The 13756-nt window shown below is 29.7% G+C and carries 10 protein-coding genes and 1 pseudogene; 6 read left to right on the forward strand and 5 right to left on the reverse strand.

Annotated elements, in window-relative coordinates; all coding sequences use genetic code 4:
- The first annotated feature begins 15 nt into the window (after positions 1 to 15).
- The 5 genes from PWA39_RS00675 (at position 16) to nrdE (ending at position 7870) form a co-directional block, all read left to right on the forward strand.
- Positions 16 to 3480 carry a P110/LppT family adhesin N-terminal domain gene (locus PWA39_RS00675; RefSeq protein WP_069099321.1) on the forward strand — a complete coding sequence of 1155 codons (3465 nt, stop codon included), beginning with the start codon at positions 16 to 18 and terminating at the stop codon, positions 3478 to 3480.
- A gap of 120 nt (positions 3481 to 3600) precedes the next feature.
- The gene (locus PWA39_RS00680) at positions 3601 to 3936 is read left to right on the forward strand and encodes a hypothetical protein (RefSeq protein WP_069099322.1); all 336 of its coding nucleotides are present in this window, start codon (positions 3601 to 3603) and stop codon (positions 3934 to 3936) included.
- 267 nt (positions 3937 to 4203) lie between these two features.
- A complete protein-coding gene (gene nrdF / locus PWA39_RS00685; protein ID WP_075949642.1) occupies positions 4204 to 5250 on the forward strand; it encodes a class 1b ribonucleoside-diphosphate reductase subunit beta in 1047 nt (348 codons plus the stop codon).
- A gap of 1 nt (position 5251) precedes the next feature.
- Positions 5252 to 5707, forward strand: coding sequence for a class Ib ribonucleoside-diphosphate reductase assembly flavoprotein NrdI (nrdI, locus tag PWA39_RS00690; protein ID WP_069099323.1), 456 nt, complete (start codon positions 5252 to 5254; stop codon positions 5705 to 5707).
- A complete protein-coding gene (gene nrdE / locus PWA39_RS00695; protein ID WP_069099324.1) occupies positions 5708 to 7870 on the forward strand; it encodes a class 1b ribonucleoside-diphosphate reductase subunit alpha in 2163 nt (720 codons plus the stop codon).
- Between the two features lie 34 nt (positions 7871 to 7904).
- Here nrdE and PWA39_RS00700 read toward each other — a convergent pair whose 3' ends face one another.
- The 5 genes and pseudogenes from PWA39_RS00700 to PWA39_RS00720 all read right to left on the reverse strand — a co-directional run bounded on the left by PWA39_RS00700 (position 7905) and on the right by PWA39_RS00720 (position 12470).
- Positions 7905 to 8414 (reverse strand): dUTP diphosphatase, encoded by a 510-nt coding sequence (locus tag PWA39_RS00700; protein WP_075949641.1) that lies wholly within the window; start codon positions 8412 to 8414, stop codon positions 7905 to 7907.
- Between the two features lie 671 nt (positions 8415 to 9085).
- Positions 9086 to 10258: an NADH-dependent flavin oxidoreductase gene (locus tag PWA39_RS00705; RefSeq protein ID WP_069099326.1), complete on the reverse strand. Its 1173-nt coding sequence runs from the start codon at positions 10256 to 10258 to the stop codon at positions 9086 to 9088.
- A 2-nt stretch (positions 10259 to 10260) separates the two neighbouring features.
- Positions 10261 to 11291, reverse strand: a pseudogene (locus PWA39_RS04055) (lipoate--protein ligase).
- 2 nt (positions 11292 to 11293) lie between these two features.
- Positions 11294 to 12157, reverse strand: a complete 864-nt coding sequence (locus PWA39_RS00715) for an SIR2 family NAD-dependent protein deacylase (RefSeq protein ID WP_069099327.1) — start codon at positions 12155 to 12157, stop codon at positions 11294 to 11296.
- Positions 12138 to 12470, reverse strand: a complete 333-nt coding sequence (locus tag PWA39_RS00720; protein ID WP_010321305.1) for a glycine cleavage system H family protein — start codon at positions 12468 to 12470, stop codon at positions 12138 to 12140. The genes PWA39_RS00715 and PWA39_RS00720 overlap by 20 nt, the downstream gene beginning before the upstream one ends.
- Before the next feature lie 422 nt (positions 12471 to 12892).
- On the opposite strand from PWA39_RS00720, the gene PWA39_RS00725 reads away from it, so the two are divergent.
- On the forward strand, positions 12893 to 13756 hold the full coding sequence (locus tag PWA39_RS00725) for a hypothetical protein (protein ID WP_069099328.1): 864 nt from the start codon (positions 12893 to 12895) through the stop codon (positions 13754 to 13756).

The raw sequence follows: 13756 nt of genomic DNA on the forward strand, positions 1-13756 counted from the left end.
TTTAAAGGAGAAAAAATGTTAAATAAAGAAAATAAATCAAAAAGTATAAAAACAATAATTTCAACAGGTTTTTCGATCACCGCAATTCTTACAACAATCGTTGCAGTTCCTATTGGTTTAACAATTTTTGAGCGTTCATATAGTTCACAAATTTTTGGAAACGTTGATAAAAATGAAGTTGTCAATTTAAAAACTCAGTCTACCTTTAGCGAAGAAGATTTTATTAATGCCCTTAATAATCTAAAATTACACGACCAGTATAAAAATTTATCAGCAAAAACAGCACTTGCATTGGCTAAAAATCCTTCATATGCATTTAATTTTTTAAATGCATATGACTTTAGTCCAATAACTAAACACAATTTTCGGGTAGTTTTAGACATTGAAAAAGCAAGTCCTTCTGGCACTGAAGTAAAAAATGTTGTAGTTTATGCTCATTCAGACCAATTCAAACTTACTTATTCAAAACAAACTGACCTCAAAGGTTTTGCCCAAAGCGATAAGGCTGATGGTGATTTAGTTGGATTCCAAATTGATCTTGAAAAGTCAAAACTAGAACTTACAGGTACAAAAAGTTCCAATTTAGTAGCCTCAGAAGTTGCTTTTAAACTTGATAATGACTTTCAAGCTTTTTATAAAAGAACACGTTCAAAATCACAAGCTTTTTCTGATGCTTTATTCCAAAATGGACTGGCTTATAATTTAGTTAATACTTTAGGTCTACCTTCAATTTTGGAAAAAGGTTATGTTTTAGCACCAAAAACAGTTGAAAACCAAAAAGCTAAACAAGAAAAAATAGTTATGGTTGGCGATTCAGATACCAAAAGAGTTGACAGTCTAATGAAAGTTGAAAACTTAGTTTTCAAAAATCTTAACGATCAAGCCGGAACTCTTTCAATTTCTTTTGAACTAAAAGATCCATCTGGCAAACTTATCAAAGAATTTGACTTTCCAATTTTAGGAATTAAAAAATTAAGCGATGATGTAAAAGCTGTTGAGCAAAAAATTCTTTCACAATTTAGCGATTTTGTTCAATTGAAACCACTGGTTCAAATTGCACTTGTTAAAGATAATCTAAGTTTGGCCCAAATCGTCTACAAAACTGATAATAACCCCGTTAATCTCGCCACAGTCTTGAGCAAAATTACGCAAAACTCACAACAAAATGGACGACAGAGCCAAGTTTCGACCCAACTTTTCCAAGATTCAGGCCAAAATTCACAAGCTAATAATGCAAAAGTTGACATAAACCGCCAAGATTTAAGTGCTTTTTTCAATTCAAAGTCTGAAAAATTCCAAGTTCCTGGACTTGATGGTTATTTTGTTAAAATTAATAGCATTAAATTAGCAGAAAATTTAACCCAAGCGCAAAAAGATAAACTTGTACAAGAAAATAAAGTTTCTTTTGAGGTTGATTTTCAAATAGAAAAACAACTAAATATTGAAGCACCTTACCTTGAAAGTGAATTTGTTAAGTCAAATTATCCGAAAGTTCTTGAATCTTCGCTTGCTAGTTTAGGAAAAGGAAATGATTCTAAATTTGTTTTAGTTGATCTTGGTTCTTCAAAATCTAATGTTGAAGTTCAACTTGATTATGATGAAAATCAACGAAAAGTTTTAAATGCCGTTTTAAAACAAAATTCAGAAGTTGACTTTACAAATTTAGACAAAATTGATCCTAAAGATCCAAAGTTTGCAAACTTTAATCCACTGGCTAAAACTTTTGAATTCAAAGAAAATCCTAATGGTCCAAAATTAACTTTAGAATATGTTAAATCTCTAGTGTTAGAAGTTGTTGAAGATGCTAAAAAACAAAAAACTTTTACCGAAGTAGCTAAAAAACTTTTCATTTTAGATTTAGGAATGGAACCTGAAAGTGCCAGTGCTCTTCAAAAATATATAGATCTAAACAAACCAAGATTTGAGCCTGCTTCTAAAGACACTGGTAGCGAAAAACCAAAAGAAGGTGAGAAAAAACCAGAAGCAGAAACAGGCACAACGTCCGGAAGCCAACCAGCAGAATCTCAACCGCCAGCTCCGGCTACACCTCCTGCTCCTGCTTCACCACCTGCTGCCGCCCCTGCCGCCGCTACCTCAACCTCTGGAGCCCAAACAACAACATTCCAAGACGATCCTGCTAAAACTAAAGATGATTCAACTACTAAAACTGAAACAAATGAAGTTTCAACTTTTAAAGGTTTAGGTGTTGAACTTTGAGCATTTTTACAAAAATCTAATTATTCTGCACTTGGTCAAACTGATTATCAAGCAGAAGTAGTTACAAAATCTAATAGTCAAATTGATGTAATTCTTAGTTTTGGAAAAACTGAAACAGAGCAAAAAGATTCAAATCCTAAAGCTATTTTCTCAATTACACAATTAGAAAATGATGCTGATTATGATGTTCTAAGAAGTTATAATCCAACCGTATTTTTTGATTTTCGTCAAAATCAAAAAACAGATGGAAGTGACAAAATTACAAAAATACAACCACTTAACCGTGGTGATGTAACAATTGATCTTGAAAATGATAAAGAAAATGTTGCGACTAAAGATGGATTATTAGTAAAAAAAGCTGTTGAAATTAAAGAGGTTCCTACAAGTCCAGGTCAGGAAAATGCAGCTGAAACGACAGAAGCAAGTACAACAGTAGCAACTACTGAAACACCAACACCAACACCTACTCCTGAACCTAAAAAACAAATTCTTGAATCTGGAGTAATATTTTTAGCTTTCCAACCGCGTAATATTAACAATGATAAAAAACATTATTTAATTGCATCTGAAGACGGTAAAGGTATTTTTATTAAGAAAACCAAATTAGGCGACGGAAAAACTGAGAAATTTGTTTTAGGACTTGATGAAAATCCGGGTTATACTTCTTCTGATGGAAGTAAAAAAGTTGACTCAATTGTTGCTTTAATTTCCGGTGCTGATGGAGAAGCTGATACAAGACTCCAATTTAAAGAACCAAGTTCAGCTTCTAGTTCTGGTGGTGGTTCAGGTAGTGGGTCTACCGCTGAGGCAGAAAATATAGTTCAACTAATTTTTGGATTTGCTCCACCAAATCCTTTCAGACAAACTAATGTAAATAAGGAAGAAGCTGATGACTTTGACTTTATTAAAGATGGAGATTTAATGTTCCTAACTTTAATAAAAAATCAAAATAAATGGACAATTTGACTTACTTCAACGAAAGCAAAAAATCCTTATAGTCAAAGAATTTCTAGTTCTTTAGACCTAAGTTTTTCACGTGTTGATCACGCTAAAAATTTAACCTGAACTCATTTAGGTCCTAAAGTTGAAACAAGTTCAACCACATCCGGAGAAACTCAAACTCAAACTAACACTGCTCAAACTGCATCTCCAACTCAAATCTTGTTCAAAGGTTTTGCAGTTTATGACTCACCTACTTTAGCAACAAATGTTGAAACAGTTTCAACCTTAAATAATCTTTTTATTAAAAAATTCATTAAATAATTTTTTAATAAAAAATTGAGAAATTAAAAAGTAAACTTTTAAAGGCAAAAGTTTACTTTTTTACATTAATAACAACAGTTTACATTAAAATATAAAATAAATCATTATAATTATTATATTATGCAAAAAAACATAAATCCTTTTTATTCTGGAATTAGACTAATAGATCTTCCACAACCAGTTTTAATTAGTCTTTCTGTTATTTTCTTTGTTCTTGCGATAGTTTCAATTTCATTTCACAAATATACAAGAAAAAAAATTCAACAATACAAAGAACTTCAAATGGAAGATTGAAAAAGAGAAAATCCGGGCAAAAAACATTTTACTTACGAGCAGACAAAAATGTTTTTACCTGCTTGACAAAGAGCAAAATACAATGCCCATATTTTTTTGTGTGTAATTTTTGTTGTTGGCGGTTTTGTTTTTGTATTTGGCAACACCTTGACAACTTTATAAGTCTAATTTTGTTATTTTTGTCTTTAAAATTATTTTTTCTTAGTTTTTTCCAAAAGGTTCAAAAAATTGACAATAAAATTTTTCCTTTTTTACCCCCCAAATACAAAAAAATCCTATAAATTCATAGGGTTTTTTTAATTTTTCAGGCCAAAAAAACAAACAAAATTAAATTAAAAAATAAATTTTTCTTAAATACCTTTTCTTTTTGGTAAAATTATATTCCATTTAATTTTTTAATTATTTAAATAGCTATTTAGAGGTGGGAAAATGAGTCAAGAAAACAACAATTCAAAAATTAAACAAAAAAATGATTACTATAACCTTTCAGTTTCGCCTCTGGAATATGCCTATAACAATTTTTCGGGCAAAATGCGGTCAGTAAACTGAAATGTCATCAATGATCCTAAAGATTTAGAAGTTTGAACCCGTGTAGTTCAAAATTTCTGAATTCCAGAAAAAATTCCGCTTTCAAACGATTTAGAATCATGAAGAAGTCTGTCACCAGAATGACAACAACTTGTAACCCGAACTTTTACAGGTCTAACTTTGCTTGATACAATTCAAGCAACAATTGGTGATGTAGCCCAAATTGGTCATTCTCTGACCGATCACGAGCAAGTTATATATGCTAATTTTGCCTTTATGGTGGGAGTTCATGCTCGTTCTTATGGTTCGATTTTTTCAACTTTTTGTTCAAGCGAGGAAATCGAAGAGGCACACAATTGAGTAATAAATAATGAAAAATTACAAAAAAGAGCAAGAATCCTAATCCCTTTTTATGTTGGAAAAGATCCTTTAAAATCAAAAGTTGCTGCCGCACTAATGCCTGGTTTTCTACTTTATGGCGGTTTTTATCTCCCTTTTTACCTTTCTTCAAGATCAAAACTGCCAAATACTTCTGATATAATTCGTTTAATTTTACGCGACAAAGTGATCCACAATTATTATTCAGGCTATAAATATCAAAGAAAAGTTGAAAAACTAAGTCCTGAAAAACAAAAAGAAATGAAAGACTTTGTTTTTGATTTACTTTATAAATTAATCGACTTAGAAAAAGATTATTTATATGACTTATATTCTGAAGTTGGAATTGCTGAATCTGCAATAAAATTTAGTCTTTATAATGCTGGCAAATTTTTACAAAATTTAGGATATGACTCACCTTTTACAAAAGAAGAAACTGAAATTGAACCTGAAGTTTTTAGTCAATTATCAGCTCGGGCAGACGAGAATCATGATTTTTTCTCAGGAAATGGTTCTTCTTATGTAATGGCCCTTGCTGAAGAAACTGAAGATGAAGACTGGGAGTTTTAAAATGGAAAATAACAAAAAACCCTATGAATTAGGTGATTATTCTAAACCTAAAGGTGAAATTTTTCTTGTTTATTTCTCTTCAATTTCTAATAATACTCACCGTTTTATTGAAAAGCTTGGCTTTAAAAATCAAAGAATTCCAATTGATCTTGACTCGCAAATTGAAGTCAATCAAGATTATGTACTTTTTTGTCCTACTTACAGCGGCGGAAAAGGTGAAACAAGCGGTTCGGTGCCAAAACCGGTAATAAAATTTTTAAATAATGAACAAAACCGTAAATTTTGTAAAGGAGTTATTGCCTCTGGAAACACTAATTTTGGCGATACATATGCTCTTGCTGGCCCGGTTTTGTCAAAAAAATTGAATGTCCCTTTTTTATATCACTTTGAGCTCTTAGGGACTTCTGACGATGTTATTAATGTTAAGACAATATTAAATAATTTTTGGGAAAAATAAATGAAAACACACGACAAAAATCATGCTTTTAGTTCTAGTAGTTCTGAAAGTTATATTAGCCTAAATGCAAAGGCCAAATTATTTTCAAAAAATCCAGATGCATATAAATTTGATATTTTAGCCGGGCAAAAATATATTTCTGAACATATTGAGCCTCGATTTAAAGTATTTAATTCATTCAAAGACCGAATTAATTTTTTGCTTAGCCAAAATTATTATGACCCTGCAGTCATAAATCAGTACTCATTTGAACAACTTGAGGAATTAAATCAAAAAGCTTGAAGTTACAATCATTTTTTCCCTTCATTTATGGGTGCTTTTAAATTTTATTCTTCATATGCCCTAAAATCTGATGATAATCTAACATATTTAGAACATTTTCCTGACCGAGCTTTGTTAAATAGTTTATTTTTGGCTAACGGAAATTTTGAAGACGCCAGAGAAATTCTTGAGCAAATAATGTTAGGCAGATTTCAACCAGCTACCCCAACTTTTTTAAATGCAGGAAAACTAAGAAGAGGAGAGTTTGTTTCTTGCTATTTGATTAGAGTTGAAGACAATATGGAATCAATTTCGCGGGCAATTACAACTTCTTTGCAACTTTCAAAGCGTGGTGGCGGAGTTAGTGTTTTGCTGACAAATTTACGTGAACTAGGGGCGCCAATTAAAAACATTGAAAATCAAGCAACAGGTGTAATTCCTGTCATGAAAATACTTGAAGACTCTTTTTCCTATGCAAACCAACTTGGTCAACGTCAAGGTGCTGGTGCTGTTTATTTAAATGTTCACCATCCTGATATTCTGTCTTTCCTTGATACAAAAAGGGAAAATGCTGATGAAAAAATCAGAATAAAATCGCTGTCTTTAGGCGTTATAATCCCAAATATAACACTGACCTTGGCTAAAAACAACGAACAAATGGCACTTTTTTCTGTCTATGACACCGAAAAATTTTACAAAAAACCTTTTAGTGACATTTCAATCACCCAAGAATACTACAAAATGCTAGATAATCCCAAAATTAAAAAAACCTTTATTTCAGCAAGAAAATTATTTCAAACAATTGCTGAACTACAATTTGAAAGCGGTTATCCTTATATTTTATTTGAAGACACTGTTAATGATGCAAATGCTCATCCTGATCGGGTTGTAATGTCAAATTTATGTTCAGAAATTACTCAACCTTCAACTCCAAGTTCTTATTTTCCTGACTTAAGTTTTAAAGAAATTGGCCAAGATATCTGTTGTAATTTAGGTTCACTAAATATTGACAAAGCCATGGAATCAGGTAGAGATTTTCAAAAAATGGTTCACTATTCAATCGTCGGACTTGATAGTGTCTCAAGAAATTCTGATCTTTCAGTTGCCCCTTCAATTCAAAAAGGGAATAATTTAAACCACGCAATTGGACTTGGAGCTATGAATTTACACGGTTTTTTGGCCAAAAACCAAATAATGTATGACTCAGAAGAAGCTCTTGACTTTACAAATATTTTCTTTTATTGTCTAGCATTTTCTGCTTTTAAGTCTTCTTTAGAATTGGCAAAAAAATTTGGGCCTTTTGCTGGTTTTGAAAAAACCACATTTGCCAGCGGCAAATATTTTGAAAAATATACAAAAGTTGATAAGTCCACTTTTGTACCAAAAACCGCTAGAATTCAGCAACTTTTTGAAGACTATCAAGTTGAAATTCCCTCTCAACAAGACTGAATTGAACTTGTCGAGCAAATTAAAACTCACGGAATTGCAAATTCACATTTAATGGCAATTGCTCCAACTGGGTCAATTTCTTATCTTAATTCTTGTACTCCTTCATTGCAGCCGGTTGTTGCCCCTGTTGAAGTTAGAAAAGAAGGGAAATTAGGGCGAATTTATGTTCCTTCATATCAATTAGGACCAAAAACATATGACTTTTATCAAAAAGGAGCATACGAACTTGGACCAATTCCAATTATTAACATGGTCGCCGAGGCCCAAAAACACGTGGACCAGTCAATTTCAATGACATTATTTTTAACTGACAAAGCAACAACTCGCGACTTAAATAAAGCATATATTCATGCCTTTAAAAAAGGTTGCAAGTCAATTTATTATGTAAGAATTCGCCAAGATGTCCTTGAAGATTCAGAAAACTATGAATTTTGCGAGTCTTGTGCCGTTTAATTTTTCAAAATAAAATTATTTTGAAAAATTAAATTTAATATTGATTTTTAATTCTTTCAAGATTTTTATTGTACTTTTCCAAATAAGCTTGAGTTACTTGATCAATATTTCAGTTCAAAATTTCAATAAAGCCAAGGAAATATTCAAACAAATTCACAAGAGTTTCTTTTTCCTTTTTATGCAAAAACTCAGAGGCTAAAATAAAGACTTTTTTAAATTGTTCGTTAATATCTTCGTTCTCAACAAATTTTGTTTCAAAAACTTGTTGGCTCTGAAAGTGAATTCCGGCTGAAACAAGAAAATGAATTGCATCAACAAATTCTTCGATAGTTTTATCAAAATTAGACTTTTTGTTAATTTTTCAATATTTAAAGCTTTCAATTTCATTTGCAAATTCAGCAATTTCGACTATCGCAGCAATTATTACCTTATCTTGCCATTGGTGATCAACCTTTGTAATTAAATCATTACCATAACTATATTCAGCAAAAAGTTTATCTAAAATTTTTTGTTTTTCAAAAATTAGTTTTAAATCAACAATCATATTACTTCACACAAAAAAATATATAATTAATAAATGTATAATTATATATTTTTTTGTTTATTTTTCAAAGAAAAAAAATTATTTTGCATTTTCCAGAGTTTCCTGGTTTGGTGGCAAAAATTCACTTTTTAGTGGATAAAAATATACAAAAATAACGGTAAATCCGTGTTTTTTTAGCTAAAGTCTTAATTTTTATTATTTTAAAATTAGCCTTTTGTAAAAAAAAAAAAAAATGCTTGGTCTAGAAAAAAATTCTGTTATAATTAGAGTCACTTAAGAATAATTAATAAATTTGATATTGAATTAAGGGAGAATTAGTTATGTTTTTGTCATAAAAAAATCAGAAAATGCGAATTATCCATTATGTTTTTAAATATAATGGAATGTCTTAAATTTACCCGTTTAGAAATCTTTAAATTTAGGGCTTTTGGTTATTGTTCTTTCAAAACTTCATATATTTTTTTAGGCTCAATTTAAGTAAAAACGAGTTTTCTATTTACATTGAGTTTAAATAGTAGTTGTTTTTTTCTTTCGTGAGTGTTAGATTTAAAATTTAGTGTTTTTACTTTGATAGTTATTTTTCCTTTGTTTGCTAAAAAGTTAAAAAAGTGCCCAAAAAACAGACACTTTTTTAAGATTATCTCATCAAACTGGGAAACTCGCAAAAAAAATTATTCTGGTTTTTTTGAATTATTTAAAATAGTTTTTCGAGCATTTTCAGGCAAAGATTTGCCATATTCAAAGTAATGGCCAATTTCCTTAAAGGCATTTTTACTTATTTTTAATTTTTCAAATTCTTCTGGTTCGAGACTTAATTTTATTGGCTGATTTTTCTCAATTTTTTCAACAAAATCAGGATCAGGTACAAATGCTGAGGAAATTCCGACAAAATCAGAAAATTGAATAGCTTCGACTGTTTTTTCTAAGGAATTTATTGAACCACTAGCGATAACCGGGATTTTTCCTTGTAATTTTTCATAAACTACATCGGAAATTAAGCGGTTAAAATTATTTGATTTTGAACGAACTTTGTCACGAAAAACGTCAAAACCCCAACCGGCAATTGCAAGGTAAGAAATTTTTATCCCCCTTTTTTCGATTAAATCTAAGAAATCTAGGAAATTTTCGACTGTGTAACCTAAATTATCGCCTCTTCGTTCCTCAGGTGTTGCCCGGTAACCTAACAAAAAATTAGGATTTTTTGATTTTAAAATAGTTTTTTGTACCTTTTCTAATATTTCTACTAAAAACCGAGATCTATTTTCAATATTTTGACAGCCATATTTATCATTTCGCTTGTTAGTATAATGTGAGAAAAATTCTTGCGGTAATAATTTTTGGGCTGAAGAAATTTCAACCCCATCAAAACCAGCCTTAATTGCCCTTAGACAAGCATCTGCATATTGGCTAACAATTTTTTGAATTTGTTTTTGTGTAAGACGAAAAACCTTGTATTTTACAGGATAATTTCGCTTTTCAGCACTAGGCCCATAGCAAAAACCATCTTTTTCAATTTTTGAAACAGAGTGAGAACCAGCATGAATTAATTGCAAAATTGCGATACTTCCCTTTGATTTTATTGCTTTTGCAAGTTTTGCTAGACCTTCAATATCGCTGTCATTTTCGATACTATGACCATATTTGAACAAACTACCTGATTTACAAACATAAACTCCGCCTGTAATTGTCATTGGCGCACTATGAGCTCTAGCACTAAAAAAATCTAAATCTGCTTGGCAAACTTGGCCCTTTTCAGAAAGATTAAGATTAATTGGGCTAAAAACAAATCGGTTTTTTAATGTGAAATTACCAATTTGATACGGTTTAAAAAGTTTGTTTTTCATATTTAGTTTAAAAGTAAGTTACAAATTTCTTCTTCATCAATTTTTTGACTAAAATAATCATCTAATTTTGCATCTTTTAGCCGATTTAATAGTTGATCATGAGTTAATTTTGTCCCAATTAAGAAATTTTCTAACTCTAAAAGTGATTTTTTCGGGAAAAAATCGCCTGAAATTTTAATTTTGCTAATTTTTCCTTCATCAATTTCTAAAGAAAATGTTATTGTTCCAACTTTTGTTCTAATCGATCTGTTGAACGAATAATTTGGACTAAGTCCTCAAACAAAATCCCAATTTTTGTATTTTTCAGCAACCATTTTGTCAATTTGAACTCAATCACTATCAGTAAGTTCGTATTTTTTAAACTTTTCTTCTGAATTTACTTTCAAAAATTCAGTCAAAAATAAGTCTTTCACTTCAAAAATGGAAAAATTTTGGTATTCTTCTGAAAGCTTATTTTTCAAATTAGTTACCCGTTGAGAAACAGATTTTATCCCCTTTGCTTCAATTTTTTTCTGGTTTGGAGTTAGAATTTTGCCAATAAAATCAAAATCTACATCATATAAAAGTGAAAAACCTGCATAAATTCTATCATTTACAAGCGACATTGCCGCACCAGAAACTTTTTTTCTTCAATTTGAAGGTCATTTTTTCCACTAAATTGCACATTTTTTATCCCTAAGTTTTGCAAAACTTTAACAACCGGTTCATAAAATAGTGCATAATTTCCGAGTAAATTTTTATTTTTTTCATATGGGAATGAAAAACAAAAATTTACTCCATTTCTATCTAAATAAATTGCTCCACCACCAGTGTCGCGTCTAACAACTTCAATATTTTTTTGCTTTAGAAGTTCAAGGTTAACTTCAACACTTGGATTTTGGAAATAACCAATTTGGACATGTGGATCACAAATATAAGGAAAAACGATTGTTTCATCTAGTTTTAAGTTTTTGATTGCTCAATATTGAATTGCGAGCAAAATTGCACCGTCAAAAACTCATTTTCCATTGCGTTTTGGTTCGATTAAGTACATTTTTATTCCTGTTCTGTTATTTTTTGTAGAAGTAATTTAATATCCTCATGAAAAAAATAGGATTTTTCAAGAATATCCTTGTTAGTACGGTATTTTTTCTGATTTATAACTAGATATTTTGCATTTTTGAATTTTTTTGTCATCTCTTGAAACGGCAATTTAATTAATTGCGGGGTCGTAAATCCAACCCCTATTTCAAGAAAAACTAAGTTTTTATCTTTATTTTGTTCAATAAAATTATTGTAATTTGCTTTTTGGTTGTCGAAGTTTTGGTCTTCTACCATTCCTTTAAACGAAATTCTTTTGTTTATTTCTAAAAAGGCATTACATTCTGGGCATTTTGGCAATAAATTATAGTCAACCTTCATATTTTTTTGATTTTGTACCATTTTTAGAATCAATTCATCATCTTGGTATAAAAAATTTTTACACATTTTTGAGCACTGCATTAAATTATATTTACCCTGGATGTAAAAAATTTTTTGATTGTCAAATCCTGATTTTTCAAAAAAACTATCAGAATTTGTGGTTATTATAAAAAAATTCTTATTTTCTAAAATTTTTTTCAAATTCAAAAAACTTTCTGATTCTTTAAGATCTAAAAAATTAACTTTTGCAAATCTACTATGAAAAGCTCAGTATACTTCTCATGATCCAAAATCATAAAGCGAAGCTTGAAGCATATCTAAAAAATGGTATTTTTCGATAAAATCTTTAAACTTATCACTGAATTTTGATCCATAATAATTATTTCCATCTGCACTTGTTAGTCCTGAACCAACTCCAACAACAATTGCATCAGCTGAATCAAGGATTTTCTTAATTTCTATCGCTTGATCTAGTATACTAAAAGTCCTCAAGTTCATCAAATTCACTTTGGTCTATATCTTTTGCTTTAAAAAGTCAATTTTTATCTGACTCATGCGAATTCAAAATTTTTGGATCCTTTTCAGCTAATTGATTAAGTTCAATAATTCTACATTTTAAGGGTGTTTTTATTGAAAAAACAGTTTTTGATGCTTCAATTTTAGCGACAACATCATCTTTTTCTAGTTGTTTTTTATTAGTAAATTTTAAAAATCCGATTGTTCCAAGATCATCTTGTAATTCGGCCGTTAAATAGATAGTAAAAATTTCATTTTTTTGTTCAATTATCAAGAAATTAGCAATTTTTTTCATAGCAATCCTCTTAAATTTTTTGTTAATATCTAAAATGATATTACCACAAAAAAGCAACTAATGGCAAAAAATCTATAAATATAAATAAATAAGTTCAAAAATTCGATAAATTACTATATTAATTTCAAAAAAATCAAGAATACAGCGTCAAATTGAGAGAATGGAGAATTACATTTAAAAACAAAATTATAAACAGTCACTACTTTTTTATAAAATTATAAAAAATTATTGTAGATAAAATTAAAATCAACATGTTTCTAATTAAATAATTTTTACTTTCTTAGCAAATTATAGACTTTAATTAAAAAATTAATTTGAAATACAAAAATATTTTGTAAAAATGGTATAATAGTAAAAATATAAAAAAAAAAATGATTATTATTATTATTATTATTATTATTATTATTTAGAAAGGCACAATTATGATTATTTCAAAATTAAAAAAAATTTTAGGCTTCACTTTTATTGGTCTTATTCCTGTAACATTTTTTTCTTATAGTAGCGTCCACAACAACATAAATTTAACAAGCGAAAAATCGCAACCTCAATTATTTTCATATTATAAACCAGACAAAGCATGAAGAGCAACAAAAGCACAGCTTATTTTAAACGAACTTCGCGGATCAAATCACAAGGGACTATCTAAAAAAAATGATTACAATGGTTACAATAGTTACTTTAATCCAAAAGATTTTAATCCAGAAGAACTTGATTTTGAAGAAAATCACAAAATCCGAATAACCGATCAAGGAGAATTAGAAATTCTTATTAAGGGCGTTAAACAAGTTGTATATTGGGGCGGATTATTTTGGCAAGATAAAGCTGCGTGATTAGGAAGAGCAGAAATTCAGTACACCAAAAACAGAAATTTTTCCAATTATTATAATTATTATTATAATTATAAACCAGATGAAATTAATTTAAAGACGCATTCTTGAATTTCTGGACTAGCTACCCCGTCTTTTGTAATAAATGGTAAGGTAGCTTATGCTACTAAAAAAAGGGAAGTAACTGCTGAACTTGGTGCATCAGTAAAATTTGAATTTAATTCCTATGAATTAATAGAAACATTTGAAAAAAGAAATGCTGATAGACTAGTAATGAATTATCAAGGTGTTGGATGGAATTACAAAATATCAGATTTCGGTCAATATGCAACCGGATTAGTGATAGATGACTATGAATATACTTCAATCGCAACAAATAACCCGCTGATTCGCGACAAAAATTCAAATTACAGACCCGCCATATTCCCGCATTATATGGATAAAAAAAGTAAATTTTAA

It is taken from the genome of Mesomycoplasma ovipneumoniae ATCC 29419 (assembly GCF_028885435.1).
Classification (GTDB): domain Bacteria; phylum Bacillota_I; class Bacilli_A; order Mycoplasmatales; family Metamycoplasmataceae; genus Mesomycoplasma; species Mesomycoplasma ovipneumoniae.